This window comes from Actinoalloteichus caeruleus (genome assembly GCF_049311605.1).
In the GTDB taxonomy this organism is placed as follows: domain Bacteria; phylum Actinomycetota; class Actinomycetes; order Mycobacteriales; family Pseudonocardiaceae; genus Actinoalloteichus_B; species Actinoalloteichus_B caeruleus.
In genome coordinates this window covers 3,605,034-3,627,877 of the sequence record NZ_CP186005.1, presented here as the reverse complement: position 1 = coordinate 3,627,877, position 22,844 = coordinate 3,605,034, and the positions used below count along the sequence as shown (strand labels likewise).

Genomic DNA, 22,844 nt, shown 5'->3' with positions numbered 1-22,844 from the left:
TTTTCATCAAACCGGGAAGGGGTGCCATGAGCGATTCAGTGCCAGGGATCACAGTCCGTGAGGTCTCGGCCGGGTACGGCCCCGTTCGAGTGCTCGACCAGGTCACGGCCGAGATTCCCCACCGACGAGTGACCGCCATCCTGGGACCCAACGGCGCGGGCAAGTCGTCGCTGCTCAACGTGATCGCCGGCACCCTGCCGGCCACCTCGGGCACCATCCTGGGCCTGGGCCCGCGCCCACCCGCCTACGTGCCGCAGCGCAGCGAGGTCTCGGACGCGTTGCCCATCACCGTGCGTGCCACCGTCGCGATGGGGCGGTGGGCGCACCGGGGCCCGTGGCGCCGCCTCACCCGAGCCGACCGGGCCGTCATCGACGACTGCCTCGCCGAACTCGGCATCTCCGACCTCGCCGAGCGGCAGCTCGGCGCGGTCTCGGGCGGCCAACGGCAGCGCGCCCTGGTCGCCCAGGGACTCGCCCAGCAGGCCGACCTGCTGCTGTTGGACGAACCCGCCGCCGGCCTCGACCTGAGCGCGCGGTCCCTCATCGACGAGGCGCTGCGCGGGGCGCGGGACCGGGGGACGACGGTCGTGCGGGTCACCCACGACCTCGAGGCCGCCCGCGAGGCCGACCACTGCGTCCTGCTGCGCGAGGGCCGGGTGATGGCGCAGGGCGACCCGGCCACCGTGCTCGACGCCGACACCATCAGCCTGGCCTGGAACGTGCCCACCCCCGGGCGGCCCGCCGCCCGCCGGGGCACCCCCGCCGGCTGAGGACGACGCGGCATCGCGGTCGGTCGAACCGGTGCCCGCCCGGCCGCGCCACCGGCCTCCCACCCGGTCCGCGTCGCGGGTTCCCGTCCGTGGAGTCCCGGCACTCCCCACCGCGCATGGGGAGCGCATGCCGGCGCCGTCGGCCCCGGGAACCCGGGACGGCGGCGGGCGTCCCCGGCCCGACGGGCGCGGCGAGCGGGGGCGCCGGGAGGGAGGACGCGGCGCTGGGGGACCACCACGGCACCGCCCGCCAGCGTCGACCGCGATCGGCGGGGGGCGGGGGGCGTGACGGCCCCCGGGGCGGGACCGGTTCTCCGACGTCGCGCGGAGGAGCCGCCGGCGTGCGCCCACGTCCGACCGCCGGTGCCACGGGGACCGCCCCACCCGCTCCCGCCCGACCGAACCCGACACCGCTCCGGTGCCGCCCGCCCCTCGGACCCCTGGCGCCAGCCCGGTCACCGACTCCCCGAGGTACCCGACGTCGCCACCGGCACCGCCCACCGCGTTCCCCGGCGGCCGGCCCGCCACCAACCGCCGTGCCGACGTCCCCGGCCCCGCCGAAGTCAGAACAACCGGACGGGGTTGACGATGTCGGCCGTGACGGTCAACACCATCACCACGGCGCCGATCAGGACCAGCACCAGAGTCACCCCGGTCAGCCGGTTGTAGTCGACGGGACCCCCGGCCGCCCTGCCTCGAAGCCCGCGCACCACGTCCCGGACCCGCTCGTACCAGCCGACGGCGATGTGGCCGCCGTCCAGCGGCAGCAGCGGCAGCAGGTTGAAGACACCCATGAAGAAGTTCAGGCTCGCCAACAGGATCAGGAACAACGGCCACAGGCCGTGCTGGACGGCCTCCCCGCCGATGCGGCTGGCCCCGACCACGCTGATCGGCGTCTCCGGGTCCCGCTCATCCCCGAAGATCGCCGACACCACCGCCGGGATCCGCTGGGGGAACTCGACGAGCCGGTGGAAGGTCTGCACCACCATGTCACCGGTGAACGCGGCGGTACCCGGGATGGCGGCCACCGGCCCGTACTCGAACTGGCGGACGAAGGAGACGCCGATCGTGCCCGTCGTCCGGATCTCCGGCTCCGCTTCCCCCGGCACCGCCACCGGCCGCTCGACCTGGCGCACGTCCACCGTCACGGGCCGCGTCCCGCCGTCGCGTTCGACCTCCAACCGGGTCGGACCGGACGAGCCCTGGACCGCGACCATGACCTCCGCGTAGGTGAGGGTCGTGACTCCGTCCACCGAGACGATCCGGTCACCGGGGCGGAGGCCCGCCTCCCGGGCGGGCGCGGCGTCACCAGCCTCGCAGCGGGGGTCGCTGACTTCTTCCGGGGTCGTCGCGTCCCGCACGCAGGAGGCGACGGACTCCACCTGGGGAACGCCGGCGACGTTCGGAAGGCCCATCGTCGTGGCCATCAGGTAGAGGATCAGGAAACCGAGGCCGAACTGCATGACCGAACCGGCGGCCATCACCACCGTCCGCTTCCAGACGGGGAACCGCCACATCGCGCGGGGGGCCTCCTCCGGGGTGACCTCGTCGAGCGAGGTCATCCCGGCGATCTCGCAGAAACCCCCCAGGGGGATCGCCTTCAGGCCGTACTGGGTGTGACCCCGTCGGAACGAGAAGATCGTCGGCCCGAAACCGACGAAGTACCGGCGAACCCGCATCCCGAAGGCGCGAGCGGTCCACATGTGACCCGCTTCGTGCAGGGAGACGGAGAACCAGAAGCACAGGACGAACAACACGACGCCGAGAACGTACGCGAGCACCCGAGGGCCCTCCTGACCTGGAGCGGCGCGACCTCCGGGATCGTACCGAGCACCGCCCCGATCCGCCCGTGCGACGCCCGGCGCCGTCGGAGACCGCCACCGCGCCGCTCGCCCCTCGGGCGGGCCGGGCGCGGCCACACCCGACCCGCGCCGGCACGCCTCACATGTAGGCGGTGGACCCGTCCGGGCGGTTCGGCACCCGGCGGACCCAGTGCACGTGGTCGTCCCGCAGCAGCGCCTCCTCGTCGATCTCCACTCCCCAGCCGGGGCGGTCCGGGCGGAGCTCCAGGTGCCCGTCGACCGGGACGTACGGGTCCGGGCACCACCGCACCTCGTCCGGTTTGTACTCCAGGACGGAGAAGTTCGGCGTCGCCGCCGCGAAGTGCACGTTCGCGGCGGTGGCCAACGGGCCCATCGGGTTGTGCGGCGCCAACGGCACGTAGTGCGCCTCGGTGATCGCCGCGATCTTGCGCATCTGGGTCAGCCCACCCACGACGCAGATGTCCGGCTGGGCGATGTCGACTCCCTGCGCGGCGCACAGGGCGAGGAACTCGTGCGGCGTGTACAGCGACTCCCCGGTCGCGAGCGGAACCGACATGCGCGACCGCAACCGAGCCCACGCGGGGATGTGTTCCGGGCGCAGGGGTTCCTCCAGGAACAGCGGGTCGTTCGGGGCGAGCGCCGCCGCCAGCCGCTCCGCCCGCGCCGGCTCCCACACGCACGCGTGCGCGTCGAACGCGAACTCCCACTGGTCGGGGTGGGACTCCCTGACCTGTCCGAAGTACTCGCCCAGCTCCCGGCACACCACCCCCCACCTGTTGGTGTGGATGTCCGCGCGGTACGGGCTGAGCTTGAAGGCCGTCACCCCGTACCGCTCGTGGGCCTCCGCGGTGCGCTCACGCAGCTCGGGCAGGTCCGGTGCCGAGTACAGGCCGGCGTACACCCGGACCCGGTCCCGCACGGCGCCGCCCAGCAACTGGTACACCGGCAGCCCGGCGGCCTTGCCCGCGATGTCCCACAGGGCGTGGTCGATGGCCGCGATCGCCGCGAGACCCAGCGCGCCGGGCGGGAACCGGGATGACTGCAACAGCAGCTCGTTGACGTAGGACGTCCGGCGCGGGTCCACGCCCCGGATCTGGTCGAACAGGTAGTCGAGCAGCGGCGGGAAGGCGTGGTCCGGGCCGTGGTTGTACGTCTCGGCCCAGCCGTGGATCCCGGCGTCGGTACCGATGCGGACGAGCAGGCGGGGCCGGTCACCGACCCGCTGCATGTAGGTGTCGAGCGTCGTGACGCGCATGACGTCCCCTCTCTCAGGCGGCGTCGCCGCTGGTCAGGCCCGGCCAGTCCGCGACCGCGCTGGTGACGGCGGCCGCGACGTCCTCGGGGAGCTGGCGGCTCGGTGGCCGCACGTCGCGGCGGCACAGCCCCGCCTGGGCCATGGCCTCCTTCACGACCGAGACGTTGTCGGCCGACCCGTCCCGGGACCGCAGCTCCTCGAACCGGCGGATGCGACGCCACTGCGCGGCGACCGACGCGGCGTCACCGGCGCGCAGGCCGGCCAACATCGCCAACGACACCGCCGGCGACACGTTGACCAGGCCCGAGGTGAAGGCCCGGGCGCCCGCCTGCCAGTAGGCGGGCGCGTACGGTTCGGCGAGACCGGCGATCCACAACAGGTCGTCCCGGCCGACGTCGGCGAGGGTGCCCGCGAAGTGCGCCGGGTCCGGCACCGAGTACTTCAGCCCGACCAGGTTCGGCGCCCCCTCGGCCAGGGACCTGATCGCCTCCCCGGTGATCCTCGGGCTGCGGACGTAGGGCAGCACGCCGATCTCGGGCACCGCCGAGGCGACGGCGGCGTTGTACCCGGCCCAGCCGGTGGGGGAGAGGTAGGGGTGGGCCGGTTCGTGCACCATGACGGCGTCCGCCCCGGCGTCCCGGGCGTGCCGGGCGTCCTCGCGGGCGGTGCGCAGGTCGAAGCCCACCCCGGCCACGACGGTGGCCCGGTCGCCGGCCGCCTCCACGGTCACCTCCACCGCGCGCCGCCGTTCCGCCGGGCTCAGCGCGTAGAACTCGCCGGTGTTGCCGTTGACGGTGAGGGCCGTGATCCCGTGGTCCACCAGGCGTCGGGTCAACGTGGCGAGCAGGGGCCAGTCCACCTCGCCCTCGCCGTCGAAGGGGGTGATGGGGATGGCGACGACGGTCGCGAGGCGGTCGGTCAGGTCCTGGGGGTGCATGGTCGTCCTCACGGGGTCGCTTCCGGAGCGGCCGGGCGGGAGTCGCCCTGGTCGAAGGTCATGACGGGTTTGATGCGGACGCACAGGCCGTAGATGAGGGCGCTCACCAGGCTGCTGACGCCCGCGAAGATCATTGGGCCGAGGTAGGAGTTGTTGGACACCGCCAGGAAGAAGCCGATGGCGATCGGGCTGATGATGTTGCCCAGCTGGGAACCGAAGTTCTGGAAGCCGGCGATGGATCCCACGACGTCCGGGGACGGCGCGACCTCCGACGGCAGGCTGAGGATCGCGGCGCCGGCGAACGAGTGAGCCGCGTTGCTCAGGGTCAGCAGGGCCATCACGGCCGCCGTGCTCTCCACGAACGGGGTGAAGGCGATGCAGGCGCTCAGCGCCAGCCCGGTGATGATCGGGAGCTTGCGCGCCAGGTTCGTCGACATGCCGCTGGCGAGCATCCGGTCCGACACCACCCCACCGAGGACGGTGGCGCCGACCGCCACCAGCGGAGGGATCGCTCCCACGAGACCGAACTCGGCCTCCGAGAGCCCCCTGTCCTGGAGCAGGTAGCTGGGGTACCAGGTGAGGAAGAACGCGCCGGCCAGCGAGCGGAAGACGTAACCGAAGGTCAGCGCCCACACCTGCCCGTCGCGCAGCAGGTCGGTCCAGGGCGCCGCCGCCCGCTCGGCATGGTCGGGAACCATCTCGGCCTGGTCGGAGCGGATGTGCGCGAGCTCGGCGGCGTTGACCCTCGGATGGTCCTCGGGGGACCGGTACACCTTCAACCAGCCGAGGATCCACAGGGCGCCCACGCCACCGATGACCACGAAGACGGCCCGCCAGCCGGCGACGACGGCCAGACCGGTGACGACCGGCACCGACAGCGCCACCCCGATCTGCTGGCCCATGTCGAAGATGCTCGAGGCGAACGCCCGTTCCCGTCGGGGGAACCACTTCGACACGACGGTGACGTTCGCCGGCTGCACCGGGGCCTCGCCGATGCCGAGTCCGAGCCGGAAGACGATGATGCTGGCCGCCCCCTGGGCGACGGCGGTCAGCGCGGTCCAGATCGACCACCAGCCCACCGCGATCGGGTACACCAGGCGGGGGCCGAGGCGGTCGAGCAACCAGCCCGAGGGGATCTGGAAGAGCGCGTAGGTCCAGAAGAAGGACGACAGCAGCACACCCTGGATCGCGGGACTGATCTCGAACTCGCGGGAGATGAACGGGAGGGCGACGCTCAACGCCGACCGGTCGAGGTAGGCGATGGTCAGGCCGAGCGCGGAGAACCCGACGATCGTCCATCGCATGTTGCTGCGCCGACGCGCGGCGGGCTCGCGGTTGGCGGCCGCCGGCGACGGTGTGTCACCATGAAGCATCGTTGCTCCTCTGAGTGGCGATGTCGCGTTCCCCGTCGTGCGGAACGCGTGACTCCTGACGGTGTGGCCCGGAAACCTGGCAGTGGACGGGCCACACCGCGTGGTGTGTGGTCAGCGTGGTTGGAGACCACCCTCCTCCCGGGGCAGTGCGTCGACGAAGTCCTGGATGTGCCGGGCGGTCAGTTCGGCCGCCGTGGCCGCGTCGCCACGGGTGGCCGCGTCGAGGATCGCCGCGTGCTCCTCCGCTTCGGACTCCCAGGAGGACCGCCGCGCCCAGGCCGACACCGACACCAGCGCGGTCTGGTCTCGCAGTCCGTCGAGCGTCGTGACGAGCAGGGGGTTGCCGCACCGGGCGTAGAGCCCCCGGTGGAAGTCGCGGTTGGCGATGCTGCGTTCGGCGTCGCCGGCGGCGGTCCGAGCCCGTTCCAGGGCCGCCGCGGCCTCGGAGAGGTCGCCGCCGGCGAGGACGGAGCGGCGCACCGCCTCGGGTTCGAGCAGCAGTCGCATGTCGTAGACGGCCACCGCGTCGGCGTGGGACATCCTCGCCACCGTGGCGCCCCGGTAGGGGCTGAGGACGACCAGACCGGAGCCGTGCAGTGTCTTGAGCGCCTCGCGGACCGGTGTCTTGGAGACGCCCAGCCGTTCGGCCAGTTCCTGCTCGACCAACGCGGTGCCCGGTGTGAGGCTGCCGTCGAGGATGGCCGACTTGATGACGCCGAGCACGTGCTCCGTGCGCGACGGGATCATCTCGGGTCTCCGCGCGGTCACCGGCGGCCGTCCTCGATCGTCATGGCGGGTAGTATATGAGATATGATCGCCCGGTCAAGGGGTTCTACCAGCGCTTTTCTTGGAGTGATCCCCGCGTTCGGTCGGCGCTGAGGGGTTGGTGAACCCCTCAGCCGGCCGGTGGGCGGCGAAACCGGGCGGCGGAACAACGCACCCCGCCGCCCAGCCCAGCCCCCGAGGGGACGCACCGAGTGCCGGCGGTCCCGACCGCCCTTCGTCGCACCGCCCCGGCTTCGCGGGTCACCGCGCGACGAGTTTCAGCACCCCGCCCTCCCCGTTGGCCGCCAGGTAGACGGCCCCGTCCGGGCCGACGGCGAGACCGGCGAAGGGCCGGGGAACCCCCGGCATCCCGGCGGCTGCCAGCGCCGGCGGCGTGCGGGCGGAACCGGGCGGCGCGCCCACGGCCAGGTCCGCCACCTCCACCGCGACCTCCCCCGTGTCCGGGTCGACCGCGATGAGCCGTCGCCGGCCGACCTCCACCACCAGCAGGTCGTCACCGCGCACCGCGAGACCCTGCGGCAGGTCCAGTCCCTCGGCCACGGGCACCGCGACACCGTCGTCGACGCGGTGCAGGACGCCGGTGGCCTCGTCGGTGACGTAGCAGCGCCCCCGCCCGTCGACGGCGACGTCCACGGGCCGCTCCAGTCCCGCCACGAGCACGGCGACGGTGTCCCGCTCGTCGATGACCACCACCCGGCCGCGTCCGGACTCGGCGACGAGGACGGCCCCGTCGGCCCGCGCGGCCAGCCCCACCGGGGCGTCCAACCCTTCGACCCGCGTCCGCGACGAGCCGGTGGCGGGGTCGTGGGTCCGCAGTTCGCCGAACTCGGAGGTCAGGTGGAGCAGGCCCCGCGCGTCGCAGGTCAGGCCGTGGGTGAACGGCAGCAGCTCCCGGGTGGTCACCGCCCCCTCGTCCTCGACCGACGCCAGCCGGTAGTGGTCCCCGAGGTGCACCCGGCCGCCCAGGTCGACGGTGACGCCGAACGGCCCGTCCAACCCACGGGGCACGATCTCCCGTGACCGGCCGTCGGGCCGCAACTCGGCGATGCCGCCGCTCGCGTAACTGGACACGTACATGCGGCCCTCGCCGTCGAAGGCGGCGTTGTCCAACCCGACGATGCCACTGGGCACCACCGAGCGTTCACCGGCTCCCCACCCGCTGACGCGGGTGACGACGCCGGCCGCGCCCATCGACAGGACGAGCAGGTCCCCGGCCGGGTCGAACCGCACCGCCACCGGGTTGTCCACGTCCTCCGCCACGAGTTCCGGGCCGCCACCGTCGACGGGGACCCGGAACACCTCGCCGCTGAGCATGTGCGGGTAGTACAGGCACCCGTCCGGGCCGAGCTGCATCGCGTTGCCCATGGCCAGGTCGTCGGCCAGCACCACGGGTGCACCGCCGGTGGGGAACAGCTCCAGCAGCCTGCCGCCCGGGCGCATCTCGTTGACGAACAGCCGGTCGCCCACGACGGCGATCCCGTTGGGCAGGACGACGTCGTCGGCGACGAGCGCGTACTCCCCCTCCGGGCTCCGGCGCCACACCCGGCCCGGTACGAGGTCGGTGACGTAGAGGGAACCGTCCGGCCCGAACGCGAGGTCGTCCGGCGACTGGATCGGACCGCCGGCGGGAACGACCGTGTCGACCTCACCCGAGGCGAGGTCGACCGCGCTGATGACGCCGGCCAGGAACTGCGCCACGTACAACCGGCCGTCCGGGCCGAACGTCACCCCGTTGGAGCCCCACAGCCGGTTCGGCCCGGCGAGCCGCCGCACGTCCCAGCGTGCGCCGCCCACCGGGTCGCGTGGGGTGCCGTACCTGCTCGCCCCCGGAGCCCCGGTCACGGGGAGACCGCCAGCACGTCGTCCATGCCGCCCTCGTCCCGCCACCGGCGGAGCAGGCGGTGGAAGGCGACCGGCCCGTCGGCGTAGGTCTCGCCTCGGGGGCGTGGGCGGCCCTCGTTGTTGTAGTAGCCGGGGGTGCACTCGGACTGGAACCGGAACTGGTCGGGGGCGTTCCTCCTGAGGCCGTCGACCCAGGCGGCCTCGGCCTCGGCGGTCGGTTCCACGACGACGACACCCCGTCGACGGGCCTCCGCCACCACCTCGGCGATATGGGTGGCCTGCTCGTCGAGGACGTGCACGAAGTTGACCGAGGAGGCGTTCTGGAGCGGACCGAGGTGGAAGAGGTTCGGGAACCCGTGGCTGTAGAAGCCGTGCAGGGTGCGCGGACCCTCGCGCCAGTACTCCAGCAGGGCCAGCCCGTCCCTCCCGTGCACGGGCAGCCGGCCGCGCAGCACGTCGGACATCCCCACCTCGAAACCGGTGGCGAAGACGACGCAGTCGACCTCGTACTCGCGGTCGCCGACCACTACCCCGGACTCGGTGAGCCGTTCCACCCCGCCGTGGTCGGCGGTGTCGACCAGGGTGACGTTCTCCCTGTTGAAGGTCGCCAGGTACTCGTCGCTGAACGTCGGCCGCTTGCACAGGTACCGGTACCAGGGTTTGAGCGCCTCGGCCGTCGTCGGGTCGTCGATCTCGGCCGCCACGCGGGCCCGGATCTCGTTCATCTTCTGGAAGTCGGCGATCTCGTCCACCGCCTCGCGTTCCTCCGGGGAGAGGCCGGTGCGCGCGTTGGTGGGGATCAGCTTCTGGAGGAGCCGCGCGCTGGAGGTCCACCCGTCGCCGACCAGGTCCTCCTCGACGCGTTCCCCGCTGACCACCGCGAGGAAGTTGTCCCGGCGTCGCCGCTGCCAGCCTGGGGCGAGCGTCCGCGCCCAGTCGGGGTCGGTGCGGCGGTTCCCCCGCGTGTCCACCGAGGACGGGGTTCGTTGGAAGACGTACAGGTGCCGGGCGTCGCGTCCCAGGTGGGGGACCACCTGGATGGCGGTGGCGCCGGTGCCGATGAGGGCGACGCGCTTGTCGGCGAGGCCGACCAGGCCGCCGTCGGCGCTGCCACCGGTGTAGTCGTAGTCCCACCTGCTGGTGTGGAAGGTGTGGCCCCGGAAGGTGTCGATGCCGGGGATGCCGGGCAGCTTCGGCTGGTCGAGCGTTCCGCTGGAGACGACCACGTGCCGAGCCCGGATGCGGTCCTCGCGGTCGGTCCCCACGACCCACTCCTCGGCCCGCTCGTCCCACCGGAGTTCCCGGACGGCGGTGCGGAAGCAGGCGTCCCGGTAGAGGTCGTACGTCCGGGCGATGTCCTGGGCGTGGCGGAGGATCTCCGCTCCCGGCGAGTACTTCCACTCGGGGACGGTCCCGATCTCCTCCAACAGGGGCAGGTACACGTAGGACTCGATGTCGCAGTGGATGCCCGGGTAGCGGTTCCAGTACCACGTCCCGCCGAAGTCACCGCCCTTCTCGATCACGCGGATCCGCTCGACGCCTACCTGGCGGAGCCGGCTGGCCGCCAGCAGTCCGCCGAAGCCGCCGCCGACGACCACCACGTCCACCTGGTCGGTGAGGGGGGACCTGGGGGGCTCGGGTTCCGCGTAGGGGTCCTCCGCGTAGTAGCCGAAGCGGCCCTCCGGCCGCTGGTGGTGGAGCCTGCCGTCCGTGCGGAGGCGGCGGTCCCGTTCCTCGCGGTACTTCGCGCGGAGGGCGTCGGGATCGAAGCCCAGCTCGTCCGGGATGGTCGGGGTGCCGGAGGTGGACATGCGTGCCTTTCGTCGCGGTGATCACCACTGGGATCCAGGAAACCCATCCCCACCCATTAAGTCAAGCGAGTGATTTAATGGTGGGCGGTGCGCGGTTCGTCCGTTCTCGACCGTTCCACCACCAGCTCACCACGACACCTCGACCGCCGGGAGGCCGACGAATGAGCGACCCAACCCCTGTGCTGACCGCCGACACCCCGGTCGGCCAGTGGCTCACCCACCCCGTGGGCGGGCCCCTGCTCAGAGACCTGCTCAGCCAGGGGGGAGTGGACGAGGACGCCCTGGCGGCCGTCCGGCAGATCCCGCTCGGCCACCTCGTCGCCCTGAGCCGGGGCCGCCTGCCGCAGGACGCGGTGGACGACCTCGTCACCAGGGCCGGCGCGCGTCGCCGCGCCTGCCCGCCGGTAGAGGGTGAACGGGAGAACACTGAGGGCCCGGCGGGCTGTCCTCCTGCCGGCTGACCGCCGTCGTCCTCGCGGTTCGTACTCGGCATGTACAGCGTGGTCCTGGTGAGCGTGCTGACCCGCGAGACCCTCCAGCCGGCCACCGCTGTGAATATCCTGCTGTTCACCGGGTCAACTCCCTCGCCGTGATCACCGTCGTCGCGCCGCCGGGGACTCGTCCGATCGACTGGGCCGTGGTCGTCCTCACGCAGTGGGCGCCACGATCGGGGCTGCGCCACGATCGGGGCTGCGCTGCGGCCGGGGCCGGCGGCGGTTCCCACCCGTCCCTGCTGCGGGGGCTGACCCCTCGTTGGAGGCATCTCGGTCCTCAGCACGGTCTTCTTCTGGCCGGACCCCCGCCTGAACTTCAGCCACCAGGGCCCGTGATCCCACCATCCACCGGCCGAGCCCAGCGCGACGTCGGAACGGACGACGGTCGCCGTACCGCTCGAGGGGCGGCGGGGCACGGGAGGGCCAGGCCACCCTGACGGTCACGGGGCTCGCGCGGGCAGGGCGGCGAAGAAGACCCCCGGCGTCGCGGTACCAGGATCGGACTGGATGGGACCGGCCGCGCGGCCAGGGCATGAGGCATGGCCGAAGGCCCTGGAGGACGCCGGCTGGTTCAGCGACACTGGCCCCGGCTCCACGTCTCGACGTGGAGCCGGGACGTGCACCTCCCCGCGGCGGAAGGACGACCGGTGAGCGAGAACGGCACCACGGTCAAGTGCCTGGTCTGGGACCTGGACAACACGCTGTGGCGGGGCATCCTGCTGGAGGACGGGGATGTCTCCGTCAGCGGTGAGATCCTCGAGGTGGTCCAGGCACTCGACGCACGGGGGATCCTCCAAGCGGTCGCCAGCAAGAACGACCACGACCACGCGTGGGCACGACTGGAGCGGCTCGGTATCGCCGAGTATTTCGTCCTCGCCGTGATCGGTTGGGGGCCCAAGTCGCGGTCGGTGCGGTCGATCGCGGAGCGGCTGAACTTCGCCCACCACACCATCGCCTTCGTCGACGACCAGCCAACTGAACGCGCCGAGGTCGCCTTCCACCTGCCCGACGTCCGGTGCTACCCCGCCGAGGAGGCAACCAGCTTCCCCGCGCTGTCCGAGTTCACCCCGAGGTCGACCACCGTGGACTCCGCACGGCGGCGAGCGATGGTCCAGGCCCAGTTCCGCCGGGAGGCAGAACGTTCCGAGTTCGCCGGGCCTGACGTGGAATTCCTGCGCACCCTCGACCTCGACCTCCGGCTGTGCCGGGCCACCGAGAGCGAGCTTAGCCGCGTCGAGGAGCTGACCCTGCGCACCAGCCAGATGAACGCCACCGGAGTCCACTACTCGGACGAGTCCCTGCGCGACCTGCTCGACGACGAGAACCACGACGTGCTGGTGGCCACCCTCAGCGACCGTTTCGGTACCCACGGGGCGATCAGCGTCGTGCTACTGGAACGCCATCTCACCGCCTGGCACCTGAAACTGCTTGCTACCTCCTGTCGAGTGGTCTCATTCGGTGTGGGCGGCGTGATCCTCAACTGGATCGAGGACCAGGCCGCCCAGAACGGGGCGCACCTAGTCGCCGATTTCCGGCGCACCGAGCGGAACCGCATGATGGAGGTCGCCTACCGCTTCGCGGGTTTCGACAACCAGGATTGCGCTTGCCGAGCGGAGATCGGCCCGTCGGCGACCGAGGGCGTTCGCCAACTGCACCTGCGGGCCGCGCGGCGCGAATCTCCCGACACACTCCGGCTCACCGCTCCCGATCTGGCGCACCGCCCGGGTGAGGCGGTTACTCCGCTCTGGTGAGCGGGTCGGCCAGTACGCGATGACCAGCACCGCCCGGCCGTCGGTGTGCACCTGCTCCGGTACCCGCACCGGCGGTGGGAGGTCCGCCATGGCCCGGTACGCTGTGGTCACCACGTCCCGCATGACTCACGCCCCAGCCGAATCCATGATCCGGGGGTGGTGTCAGCAGACCTGGTGGCACCGAGGACCGCTGACAGGGGACACGACCACCATGGTAGGTCTTGTCGTCACGGGGTGCCGGCGCTCGACCGGTGAGCATCCACAACGAACGACGGAACCCGCATGACCAGCAACGTCGGCGTGTTCCTCGGTCTCGACGTCGGGAAGACCTCCCACCACGCCGTGGGGCTGGGCCCCACCGGTCAACGGCTGCACGACCGGCCACTACCCAACATCGAACCCCGACTCCGGGGCCCTGTTCGACACACTCGCCGCCAACGGACCGCTGCTGGTCGTGGTCGACCAGCCCGCCACGATCGGCGCGCTCCCCGTCACCGTCCCCCAAGCGCGCGGCCACCAGGTCACCTCCCCGCCCGGCCTGGCCACCCGCCGCATCACCGACCTCGACCCCGGGCGGGCCACGACCGATGCGGGGGACGTTTTCATCATCGCCGATGCCGCCCGCTCACCGCCTCACACGCCGCGCCTGGTCGACATCGGTGACGACACCCTGGCCGAGCTGGCGGTGCTGGTCAGGTTCGACGACGACCTGGCCGGGAGGCCACCCGCGTGGCCAATCGTATCCGTGGCCCACTCACCGGTTTCCACCCCGCTCGCGAACTCGTGATCAGCCCGAGGATCAGTCACATGGCGGTGCTGGAGATCCTCTCTCGTCGCGGCGGCCCCACCGGTATCAGCCAGGCCGGACGACGCACGCTCGTCACCATCGCCCAGGCCCACGCCCCTCGCCTGGGGGACAGGCTGGGCCCCGCGATCCTGGACCCGCTGGACCCGCTGGACCCGCTGGACCCGCTGGACCCGCGGGACGCGCTGGACGCGCTGGACCCGCTGGACGTGCTGGACGCGCAAACCGTCACCGTTCCCGGTGCCGCTGCCGTGGACACCGTGCTGCCCCGGCTGGCCGGCAGCCTGAAGACCGTCCTTGCGGCGCCGCGCGCGGCTGGCCACCGAGGTCGAAGGGTTCCTTGATGCGCACCCTCTTGCCGGGGTCCTGACCAAATAACACGCGAACGAGCCCGAAGGTGATCATGATTTCTGCTCGGTTCGGGCTCGCTCTCCAGTTCGTGTTCCGCCGACGCCTGGCGATACCTGGGGCCTGGAGCCTGCCAGCTAAGACCGTGCTGCGGCGGAACACGACCGGTGGTGGCCCGGACGGGACGCCTTGTCCTGACCATGGACCTGGAGTCCTTCATTGAGACCGGCGGACCATACCTGTCCGGGCCGCGGTCACGCCTGCTGATCAAGGATGTCGCTCGTGGCTCGAGCCCGTCCGCACCGCCTACACCTTGCTTCTCGGGAGCCTGGGAGCTCTGGCATCAAGACCGGAGTCGTGCGGATCGCTGGGATCGTGATCGGCTCAATCGCAGGGAAGGCCACAGAGCCTCGTTATTAGGGCGCCGCACGTTCTCGTGTCGATGCCGGGGATGCCGGGGATGCCGGGCAGCTTCGGCTGGTCGAGCGTTCCGCTGGAGACGACCACGTGCCGAGCCCGGATGCGGTCCTCGCGGTCGGTCCCCACGACCCACTCCTCGGCCCGCTCGTCCCACCGGAGTTCCCGGACGGCGGTGCGGAAGCAGGCGTCCCGGTAGAGGTCGTACGTCCGGGCGATGTCCTGGGCGTGGCGGAGGATCTCCGCTCCCGGCGAGTACTTCCACTCGGGGACGGTCCCGATCTCCTCCAACAGGGGCAGGTACACGTAGGACTCGATGTCGCAGTGGATGCCCGGGTAGCGGTTCCAGTACCACGTCCCGCCGAAGTCACCGCCCTTCTCGATCACGCGGATCCGCTCGACGCCTACCTGGCGGAGCCGGCTGGCCGCCAGCAGTCCGCCGAAGCCGCCGCCGACGACCACCACGTCCACCTGGTCGGTGAGGGGGGACCTGGGGGGCTCGGGTTCCGCGTAGGGGTCCTCCGCGTAGTAGCCGAAGCGGCCCTCCGGCCGCTGGTGGTGGAGCCTGCCGTCCGTGCGGAGGCGGCGGTCCCGTTCCTCGCGGTACTTCGCGCGGAGGGCGTCGGGATCGAAGCCCAGCTCGTCCGGGATGGTCGGGGTGCCGGAGGTGGACATGCGTGCCTTTCGTCGCGGTGATCACCACTGGGATCCAGGAAACCCATCCCCACCCATTAAGTCAAGCGAGTGATTTAATGGTGGGCGGTGCGCGGTTCGTCCGTTCTCGACCGTTCCACCACCAGCTCACCACGACACCTCGACCGCCGGGAGGCCGACGAATGAGCGACCCAACCCCTGTGCTGACCGCCGACACCCCGGTCGGCCAGTGGCTCACCCACCCCGTGGGCGGGCCCCTGCTCAGAGACCTGCTCAGCCAGGGGGGAGTGGACGAGGACGCCCTGGCGGCCGTCCGGCAGATCCCGCTCGGCCACCTCGTCGCCCTGAGCCGGGGCCGCCTGCCGCAGGACGCGGTGGACGACCTCGTCACCAGGGCCGGTGGGGAACCCACCCCGCCGCCCGGCCCTGCCGGCGGGACCCCGCACGCCGCGTCCAGCCGCTTCGACGGCAGGACCGTCATCGTGACCGGCGCCGCCTCCGGCATCGGCCGGGCCACGGCGGCCCGCGTCCTCGCCGAGGGCGGGCGGGTCGTGGCCGTGGACATCGCCGGCGGCGGCCTGGAGACCCTCGCCGCCGAGGCCGCCTCCGACCGGCTCCACACCGTCGTCGCCGACATCACCGACCGCACCGACGTCGACCGGGTCGTCGACGCCGCCGGCACCCGGATCGACGGCCTGGCCAACGTCGCCGGCGTGCTCGACGACTTCTCCCCGGCGCACGAGGTCACGGACGACACCTGGCGCCGCTGCTTCGACGTCAACGTCGACGGCACCCTCAACCTCGTCCGCGCCGTCATCCCCGCGATGCTCCGGGCCGGCGCGGGCAGCATCGTCAACGTGGCCTCCGAAGCGGCCCTGCGCGGCTCCACCGCCGGCGTCGCCTACACCGCCTCCAAACACGCCGTCGTCGGGCTCACCCGCAGCTGCGCCGTCATGTACGGCCCTCACGGCATCCGCGTCAACGCCGTCGCCCCCGGTGGCGTGGCCACCGGAATGGCGCCACCCGTCAACCAGTCCGAGTTCGGCGCCCACCGCATCCACGACCTGCTGCGCTCCATGCCGCCGGTCGCCCTCCCCGCGCGGCTCGCCGCCCCCATCACCTTCCTGCTCAGCGAGGACGGCGCGAACGTCAACGGAGTGGTACTGCCCTCCGACGGCGGCTGGTCCGCGCAGTAGACCTGGCAGGATGCCGCCGTGGACCTCTCCTCCATCGCCCCGGAACTCCGCTCCCACGTCCGCCGCATGCCCCGGCTGCCGTTACGCCAGCGGTGGGCCCGCCGGCTGGTCCGCGCGGCGGGCGCCACCCTGCCCGCACCCCCGGAGGTAGCGGGCACCAGCCCGCGACGACCGGCCGACGCGGCCCCCGGCGTCCGCGTCCACCGCCCCCACCAGGTCCGCTCGGACGCCGCCCTGCTGTGGATCCACGGCGGTGGGCTGGTGATCGGTTCGGCGGCACAGGACGACCGGTTCTGCGCGGAGACCGCCAGGGACCTGGGCATCACCGTCGTCGCCGCCGAGTACCGCCTCGCCCCCGAGCACCGCCACCCGGCGGCCCTCGACGACTGCCACGCCGCCTGGACCTGGGTGCGTGACCACGCCGACGAGCTCGGCGTCGACACGGCCAGGATCGCCGTCGGAGGGCAGAGCGCCGGGGGCGGACTCGCCGCCGCGCTGGTCCAGCGACTCCACGACCTCGACCAGGGACGCCCCGCCGCCCAGTGGTTGCTGTGCCCCATGCTCGACGACCGGACGGCCGCGCGGCGCCACCTCGACTCCCTCCGCCACGCGGTCTGGGACAACCGGCTGAACCGCTTCGGCTGGCGTTCTTACCTCGGCGTCGAACCCGGCGCACCCGACGTCCCGCCAGGAGCCGTACCCGCCCGGCGGGCGGACCTGCGTGGACTACCTGCCACCTGGATCGGTGTCGGGGACGTCGACCTCTTCCACACCGAGAACCGGGTGTACGCGCGGCGGCTGCGGGCGGCCGGGGTCGACACCACCACGCACGTCGTTCGGGGCGCGCCCCACGGATTCGAGTCGTGGGCAGCGGAGACCCGCATCGCCCGGGAGTTCCTGGCGGAGGCCCGAACGTGGCTCGACCAGCGCCTGCACCGCACGGGGGCCGGCGCGCTCCGATGACGGGCGCCCCGGGGGAGCACGGCCACGAAAAGGCGTGATACCCATCCACCGGGTCGCCGACGACCACCACCCGGGGTCCGGGGCCCTCGCCGACCGGCCGCCGCTCCGGCAGGACCGGATCGAGCCGTCAACAGCGAATGCCGGCCTACCCTGCGACCGTCCCCCGGACCACGGCCGGCGCGGCCACCAGGTCGGTCCACGGCGGCGCCCCGAGGGCGAGCCGGAGGGCGTCGGGCGCAAGGGTGGCGGTCGAGAACGCGTCGGCCGTCGACACCAGCACCCCGCGTCGCGCCACCAGGTGGGCGTTCTCGCCGTCGCGGCCCCCCGGGGACAGCGGCAACCACGCCGAAGCACGACCCCGGGTGCGCGCGCCCTGCGCTCCCGGCGCATCCGCTCCCTCGCGTCGAGGTGCGCGCCGTCGACGTCGCACGGCACGGGTACCACCTGGAGGGGATGCGTCGTCGCGAGCAGCCGGATGCCCGGGCACGTCAGGGAGTCCACCGCGAGACCATCAGCGGGGCGGATGAGCGCGCGCGGCACGGCGTCGAGCCAGTGCCACGTGCGGTCAGGGGACCAGGCCGACGAGGCCGTCCGCGACGAGTCCCACCCGCCGTCACCGCCGTGCCTGGTCATCTCCTCCGCGCCCGCGCGGGAGGCGGTTCACGGCCGGGCGCGTGGGCGCGGACGGAGAAGGGCAGGAGGTCGACGCGAAGACCATCCGGCACCTCACCGGGGTGGATCGTCGTAGGTGAGGACGAACCTGCTGTGCGTCTTGTCGATGGCGGTGCCCGCCAGCTCGCTGTCCGGGGCGCCGGCCGGGTGGACGGTCAACGTCGGGGAGTGCCGGTGCCGGTCGGGTGCCCAGGCCCGGATCTCGCCGCACAGGTGTTCGGTCAGTTCGGCGGCGGCCGGCCCGTGGCCGATGACGCCCAACTCGCAGCGCGCCTCGTCCGCGATGGTGACGCGGCGGAGGGTCAGGTAGGCCAGCGTGCCGTCGTCGACCAGGGCCATCCGCCAGTACCCCGGTACCGGGTCGCACACCTCGGGTGGGACGTCACCGGTGACCCCGAGTCGGCACGCTCGCGGATCGGTGGCGGTCAGCCGCAGCCAGAGGTCCTCGTGGGACTCCTGCCGGCCGAGGGTGACATCGGACCAGGTGGTGACGCGAGGTTGATCGAGCACACCCAGCAACGCGTCGGGCCGCACGTCCTGGTCGCGGTCCCAATGGAGGGTGACCAGCCCGTCGGAGGTGATGGCGCCACTGAGCTCTCCCTCACCGTCGCCGACCAAGTACACGAATCCGCACAGGACCAGTGAATCGGAGACCAGACGATCACCGGTGCGGGTGAAAGCGACGCTCCGCCCCTGACCCCGCCACCGCAGCGGGGCGACCAGCCGCCCTCCTGGCGCGAGCTGCTGCCACCAGGGCGCGGGAAGGTCCCACGGCGAGACCGTGGCGATCATCCGGTCGTACGGAGCGTGTTCGGGGTAGCCCAACACGCCGTCACCAGTGACGACGTGAACGCCACCGAAACCGGTGTCGGCCAGCGCCCGTGACGCCCTGGCCGCGACGTCCGGGTTGATGTCCACCGTGGTCACCAGGTCGGCGCGTCCGGTCAACTGGGCGAGCAGGCAGGCGTTGTACCCGGTGCCGGCCCCGATCTCCAGGACGCGGTGGCCCGGCTGGACGTCCAGCTGGTCGAGCATCCCCGCGACCAGCCACGGAGCGGACGCGCAGGACAACGAACGGCCGTTGTCGAACCGGTGGGTGACCACCGCTCGGTACGGGTGGTAGGCGAGTTCCAGGTCCGCGTCCGGCAGGAACCGGTGGCGGGGCGTGTCGCGGAGTACCCGTTCCACCTCGCCGCGCTCCGCCCATCCGCCCGCGCGGACCTTGGCGACCATCTCCGCGCGCAGCGACTCCGGCGACAGGGTGGTGGTGTCGGTTTCCAACGCTTCTCCTCGTGGTCTCGGCCGTCGGGATGGTGGGGGAGCGTCCGCACGGCGTCATGGCTCCTCGGCAGGGCCACCAGGGCGAGTAAGTCCGCGTTGGCGATCGGGATGCTGGCCGGCGGTGGTACTCGGGCAGGTGCTTCCCGGTGCCGAAGTGGTCGACAGTCAACTGGGGAGTGGCCGTCGAGTTCAAGTGCGTTCAGCGGGTACCGGCGCGGGCATTCCGATGATGACCTGCGTTGATCGGTGTCCCTCGTGTCGTCGAATCCTTCTTTGGAGTGACTGTCCGCCCGCTTCCGTCGGTATTCGACCAACCGTGCCGAGCGTGGGGGAAACCCGTGATCGACCCGATTCGAGTGGGCCTGGTCGAGCAGCCGGAACCAGGGCGAAGCCATGGCGTCCCTGTTGCGCCAATCAGGCGTCGATGAGGCGACGATGAGGCGACGATGAGGCGACGACCCCGTTGAACTGCGAAAACTCCATGCTCAACGGTCGCGGTTCGAGCGGGTGCGGCCGGTGGCCGAGGATCGGTCCCGGCCGGTGGCCCGTTATTCTGGTCCCGGAATGAGGAGGGTCGGATGAATGTCAACGGGTGAGTGCGGGAATGCCATCGAGGTGGGGTTCGAGAGGGTGATCGGCTTCGGGAATCATTTCCGTGACCGGAAGACGTCATGGCCGCGCACTCCCCGCGGTCGCCGGCCGGATCCCACCGGGGTGAGGTGAGCGGCGTGGGCGACAGGCGTGCGGGATTCACGGCCCGACGTAAGGCGAGGGGCTTCACCCAGGAAGGGCTGGCCACGGCGGTCGGGGTGGAGTTCTCCACTGTCGGGCGCTGGGAACGCGGTTCGCTGACACCCCAACCGTGGCGGAGGGCCCGGATCGCGAAGGCACTGGGGGTCTCGCTCGACGACCTGGCCACGCTCCTCGGCGAGGATCCGGCCGACGGCTCGCAGGGCCTGTCACGGGGTGGGACGGGGCGAGCGCCCTCCGGCCGCACCCCGGACGCCCTCCTTCCAGCCTCGGGCTCGCCGATGTCCGCGATGAGCGACACTGGTGGACCGGCCGAACGAGGCGACGGGCCCCCGGTGCCGGCCGGGCACCTCGGGTCCCTCACCGTGACCGTGCCGCCGCCACGGCGGATAGGACGCTCCGAGGTCGAGCAGGTCAAGCTGATGACCAGCACCCTGGCCACCAGCGAGAACCTCTACGGCGGAGGCATGGCTGGGGAAGCGGGCGCGGCGCACCTGAGGTGGGCCAGCCAGCTGCTGGACGCCCAGGCCAGCACCGCCGTACGTGCGGGGATCTTCGAGGCCGTCGGCAACCTCGCGGGAGTCGTCGCGTTCTCCGCCTTCGACGTCGGGAACCACGACGCCGCGACCCGGTGCTTCCGGTTCGGCCTGTGGTGCGCTGAGCAGGGCGGCTGCTGGGAGCTGCGTGCCGCGACCCTCGCTGACCTGGCCCGTCAGGCCATCTACCTCGGCAACGTGGACGAGGCACTGTCCTCGATCGAGTTCGCCCAGGTGCGAGCTGACCGGCTGACGGCCACCGCACGAGCCATGATCGGCAACGTCCGCGCCCGCTTGCTGGCGGTGCTGGGGCGTGACGATGAAGCCCGAGCGGAGGTGGACCGCGCCGACGCGCACTTCGCGGAACGGCAGCCGGAGGCGGACCCGCCCTGGCTGGTCTACTACGACGAGGCCGAACACGCCGGCAGCAGTGCGCGGGCGCTGACCTCGCTCGCTCTCGCCGCTAACCGGCCGGGGGAGGCGGCGGACCGGCTGAGAACCGCGATCCAACTGCACAGCGACGTGTACCGGCGTTCGCGGGCGTTCTCCAGGGCGCGGCTGGCGACCCTGCACATGGCGGTCGGGGATCCGCTCGAAGCCGCCCTCGTCGGCCGGCGCGCTGTCGAGGACGCCAGGATGTTGCACTCGCGGCGGATGGACGAGGAGCTCGCCACGCTGGTCCGAGCGTGTCAGCGGCACCGTGCGATACCGGAGGTGGCGGAACTCGTGGAACTCCTGACCCACCCCACCGCTGACTGAGGCGAACGGCGCCCCGCTCCCATCAGCGCGGAACTCCCGAGCGGTGCTGGAAGCAGCGGGTGAACGAGCAGGCGTGTCGACCACGGACGCGACGCTGATCCGGGACGGGATGAACGTCCTCTACCGGTTGGCCGGCGGTGTGGTGGCACGGATCGGACCGGCGGGGTCCCACCTCGTCGCCGAACGCCACCTCCGCGCTTCGCGCTGGTTGGCCGATCGCGGCGTTCCCGTCGTCCGCACCGTCGACGGTGTCGAACAGCCCACGTCCGTGGGAGGTCGACCTGTCACCTGGTGGGTGCGGCTACCCGAGCACCGCCCCGCCACTCCGGCCGAACTCGGCGCGACGCTGCGGCGGCTCCACCGCCTGGATCTCCCCGAGGCGGGCGTGTTTCCCACCGTCGACCCCCTGGAGGGACTACGTGCCGCACTCGACGGCGAGACCCTCCTGGCCGAGGGAGATCGGGACCTGCTGCGCGATCTCGCGGACCGACTGCGCGTCGAGTACCGGGCCTTGGCGCCCCATCTCCCGCTCCGGCTCATCCACGGTCACCCCTGGCAGGGCAACGTCGTGGTTCCCCTGGGAGGCGGTGATCCCGTGCTGCTGGACCTCGACCAGATGGGGGTCGGCCCCCCGGAGTGGGACCTGGTTTCCCTGGCCGTGGACCACACCGACTTCGCGCGGATCACCGACGCCGAGTACCGGGCGTTCGTGGCGGCCTATGGCGGTGACGACATGACCACGTGGTCCGGGTACCGCATTCTGGCCACGATCCGAGAACTGCGGTGGGCGACGTTCGTCCTGGGCAAGGCGCGGGCGAGCCCGGAAGCGGCCGCCGAGGCGCGGCACCGGGTGGCGTGCCTGACGGGGAAGGTCGAGCGACCGTGGACGTGGTCGACGTTCTGACCTGATACGCCGTCCGTCCGTCCGAACGGGCGCGGCACCGATCCGCCCACGGTGCCTCGTGACCCAGGGGCAAGGGTGGTGTCTACCAGCACCTCGCGGTTCCCTCCGCCACCCGGCGCCCCAGGGTGGCTTGTCCGCTAACGCCCCGCTCTCCGGTGGTAGTCGGCCGCCAGCAGCCCGAACAGGAGGTCGTCGGCCCATTCGTCGCGGACCCAGGTGTTGGCCCGCCGTAGCCCTTCCCGTTCGAATCCGAGGCGGTCGAGCAGCCGGGCGGAGGCGTCGTTGCGGGGGTCGCATTCGGCTGAGACCCGGTGCAGGCAGCGGTCGACGAACAGGTGCTCCAGCATGCGACCGACGGCCTCGGTGGCGTAGCCGCGACCGTGGTGGGGCGCGGCGAGGGTGAAGCCGAGGTCGGCCTGCATCCCGTTCTCGTGCAGGTTCACGCCGAGGTCGCCGATCAGGGCGCCGTCCAGGGAGATGGCGTAGGGGAACCAGCCGGGCCGGTCGGGGGCGTCGTGCCGGTAGCGGGCGATGGTCTCCGCCGCCCGTTCGACGGTCAGCGGTGTCTCCCAGGCCTGGTAGCGGGCGATGGCCGGGTCCGAGCGGTACGCGGCGAGCGCCGCCGCGTCCCCTGGCTGGAACCGCCGGAGGACCAGGCGCGGGCTGACCAGCCACGGCCCCGTCCGCTGGCTGGGAAGTTCCGACGGGGTCACGGCC

At 72.2% G+C, this 22,844-nt stretch carries 18 protein-coding genes and 1 pseudogene; 8 read left to right on the top strand and 11 right to left on the bottom strand.

What is annotated here, in order from left to right:
- Positions 1 to 26 precede the first annotated feature (26 nt).
- Positions 27 to 770, top strand: a complete 744-nt coding sequence (aztA, locus tag ACOJVX_RS14545; RefSeq protein WP_030106160.1) for a zinc ABC transporter ATP-binding protein AztA — start codon at positions 27 to 29, stop codon at positions 768 to 770.
- A gap of 563 nt (positions 771 to 1,333) precedes the next feature.
- Here the strand turns inward: aztA and ACOJVX_RS14540 are convergent.
- From ACOJVX_RS14540 to ACOJVX_RS14510, 7 genes are all read right to left on the bottom strand, one after another.
- A complete protein-coding gene (locus ACOJVX_RS14540; protein WP_026420622.1) occupies positions 1,334 to 2,551 on the bottom strand; it encodes a M50 family metallopeptidase in 1,218 nt (405 codons plus the stop codon).
- A 160-nt stretch (positions 2,552 to 2,711) separates the two neighbouring features.
- Complete coding sequence (locus tag ACOJVX_RS14535) at positions 2,712 to 3,848, bottom strand: mandelate racemase/muconate lactonizing enzyme family protein (protein WP_026420621.1); 1,137 nt, start codon at positions 3,846 to 3,848, stop codon at positions 2,712 to 2,714.
- Positions 3,849 to 3,861: 13 nt separating this feature from the next.
- On the bottom strand, positions 3,862 to 4,785 hold the full coding sequence (locus ACOJVX_RS14530; RefSeq protein WP_030227248.1) for a dihydrodipicolinate synthase family protein: 924 nt from the start codon (positions 4,783 to 4,785) through the stop codon (positions 3,862 to 3,864).
- A gap of 8 nt (positions 4,786 to 4,793) precedes the next feature.
- Positions 4,794 to 6,158, bottom strand: a complete 1,365-nt coding sequence (locus ACOJVX_RS14525; protein WP_051314387.1) for an MFS transporter — start codon at positions 6,156 to 6,158, stop codon at positions 4,794 to 4,796.
- Between the two features lie 111 nt (positions 6,159 to 6,269).
- The gene (locus ACOJVX_RS14520; RefSeq protein ID WP_335334192.1) at positions 6,270 to 6,926 is read right to left on the bottom strand and encodes a GntR family transcriptional regulator; all 657 of its coding nucleotides are present in this window, start codon (positions 6,924 to 6,926) and stop codon (positions 6,270 to 6,272) included.
- Between the two features lie 258 nt (positions 6,927 to 7,184).
- Positions 7,185 to 8,786, bottom strand: coding sequence for a hypothetical protein (locus tag ACOJVX_RS14515; RefSeq protein WP_422646842.1), 1,602 nt, complete (start codon positions 8,784 to 8,786; stop codon positions 7,185 to 7,187).
- Positions 8,783 to 10,597, bottom strand: a complete 1,815-nt coding sequence (locus tag ACOJVX_RS14510; RefSeq protein WP_103056609.1) for a flavin-containing monooxygenase — start codon at positions 10,595 to 10,597, stop codon at positions 8,783 to 8,785. Before ACOJVX_RS14510 ends, ACOJVX_RS14515 begins: the two co-directional genes overlap by 4 nt.
- A 161-nt stretch (positions 10,598 to 10,758) precedes the next feature.
- On the opposite strand from ACOJVX_RS14510, the gene ACOJVX_RS14505 reads away from it, so the two are divergent.
- From ACOJVX_RS14505 to ACOJVX_RS14495, 3 genes and pseudogenes are all read left to right on the top strand, one after another.
- The gene (locus tag ACOJVX_RS14505) at positions 10,759 to 11,058 is read left to right on the top strand and encodes a hypothetical protein (RefSeq protein WP_337661901.1); all 300 of its coding nucleotides are present in this window, start codon (positions 10,759 to 10,761) and stop codon (positions 11,056 to 11,058) included.
- A 680-nt stretch (positions 11,059 to 11,738) separates the two neighbouring features.
- Positions 11,739 to 12,842, top strand: a complete 1,104-nt coding sequence (locus tag ACOJVX_RS14500; protein ID WP_103056611.1) for an HAD-IIIC family phosphatase — start codon at positions 11,739 to 11,741, stop codon at positions 12,840 to 12,842.
- Between the two features lie 282 nt (positions 12,843 to 13,124).
- Positions 13,125 to 14,019: pseudogene (locus ACOJVX_RS14495) on the top strand (IS110 family transposase); the annotation flags it as partial.
- Positions 14,020 to 14,379: 360 nt separating this feature from the next.
- On the opposite strand, the gene ACOJVX_RS14490 reads toward ACOJVX_RS14495, so the two are convergent.
- Positions 14,380 to 15,087 carry an NAD(P)-binding protein gene (locus ACOJVX_RS14490; RefSeq protein WP_337661902.1) on the bottom strand — a complete coding sequence of 236 codons (708 nt, stop codon included), beginning with the start codon at positions 15,085 to 15,087 and terminating at the stop codon, positions 14,380 to 14,382.
- 161 nt (positions 15,088 to 15,248) lie between these two features.
- Here ACOJVX_RS14490 and ACOJVX_RS14485 point away from each other — a divergent pair, with 161 nt between their 5' ends.
- Both ACOJVX_RS14485 and ACOJVX_RS14480 read left to right on the top strand, forming a co-directional pair.
- Entirely contained in the window at positions 15,249 to 16,262 is a 1,014-nt protein-coding gene (locus tag ACOJVX_RS14485) for an SDR family NAD(P)-dependent oxidoreductase (protein ID WP_103056612.1), read from the top strand.
- An 18-nt stretch (positions 16,263 to 16,280) separates the two neighbouring features.
- Positions 16,281 to 17,225 (top strand): alpha/beta hydrolase, encoded by a 945-nt coding sequence (locus tag ACOJVX_RS14480; protein ID WP_030106170.1) that lies wholly within the window; start codon positions 16,281 to 16,283, stop codon positions 17,223 to 17,225.
- Positions 17,226 to 17,370: 145 nt separating this feature from the next.
- Here ACOJVX_RS14480 and ACOJVX_RS14475 read toward each other — a convergent pair whose 3' ends face one another.
- Complete coding sequence (locus ACOJVX_RS14475) at positions 17,371 to 17,655, bottom strand: hypothetical protein (RefSeq protein ID WP_422646841.1); 285 nt, start codon at positions 17,653 to 17,655, stop codon at positions 17,371 to 17,373.
- A 296-nt stretch (positions 17,656 to 17,951) separates the two neighbouring features.
- Positions 17,952 to 19,178 (bottom strand): methyltransferase, FxLD system, encoded by a 1,227-nt coding sequence (gene fxlM / locus ACOJVX_RS14470; protein ID WP_418155864.1) that lies wholly within the window; start codon positions 19,176 to 19,178, stop codon positions 17,952 to 17,954.
- 728 nt (positions 19,179 to 19,906) lie between these two features.
- Between fxlM and ACOJVX_RS14465 the strand changes: the two genes are divergently transcribed.
- Together ACOJVX_RS14465 and ACOJVX_RS14460 are read left to right on the top strand one after the other, a co-directional pair.
- Positions 19,907 to 21,223, top strand: a complete 1,317-nt coding sequence (locus ACOJVX_RS14465) for a helix-turn-helix domain-containing protein (protein WP_418155863.1) — start codon at positions 19,907 to 19,909, stop codon at positions 21,221 to 21,223.
- A gap of 73 nt (positions 21,224 to 21,296) precedes the next feature.
- Positions 21,297 to 22,127: a phosphotransferase enzyme family protein gene (locus ACOJVX_RS14460; protein ID WP_245588975.1), complete on the top strand. Its 831-nt coding sequence runs from the start codon at positions 21,297 to 21,299 to the stop codon at positions 22,125 to 22,127.
- A 137-nt stretch (positions 22,128 to 22,264) separates the two neighbouring features.
- On the opposite strand, the gene ACOJVX_RS14455 is transcribed toward ACOJVX_RS14460, so the two are convergent.
- Entirely contained in the window at positions 22,265 to 22,840 is a 576-nt protein-coding gene (locus tag ACOJVX_RS14455; protein ID WP_051713191.1) for a GNAT family N-acetyltransferase, read from the bottom strand.
- Positions 22,841 to 22,844: the final 4 nt, after the last annotated feature.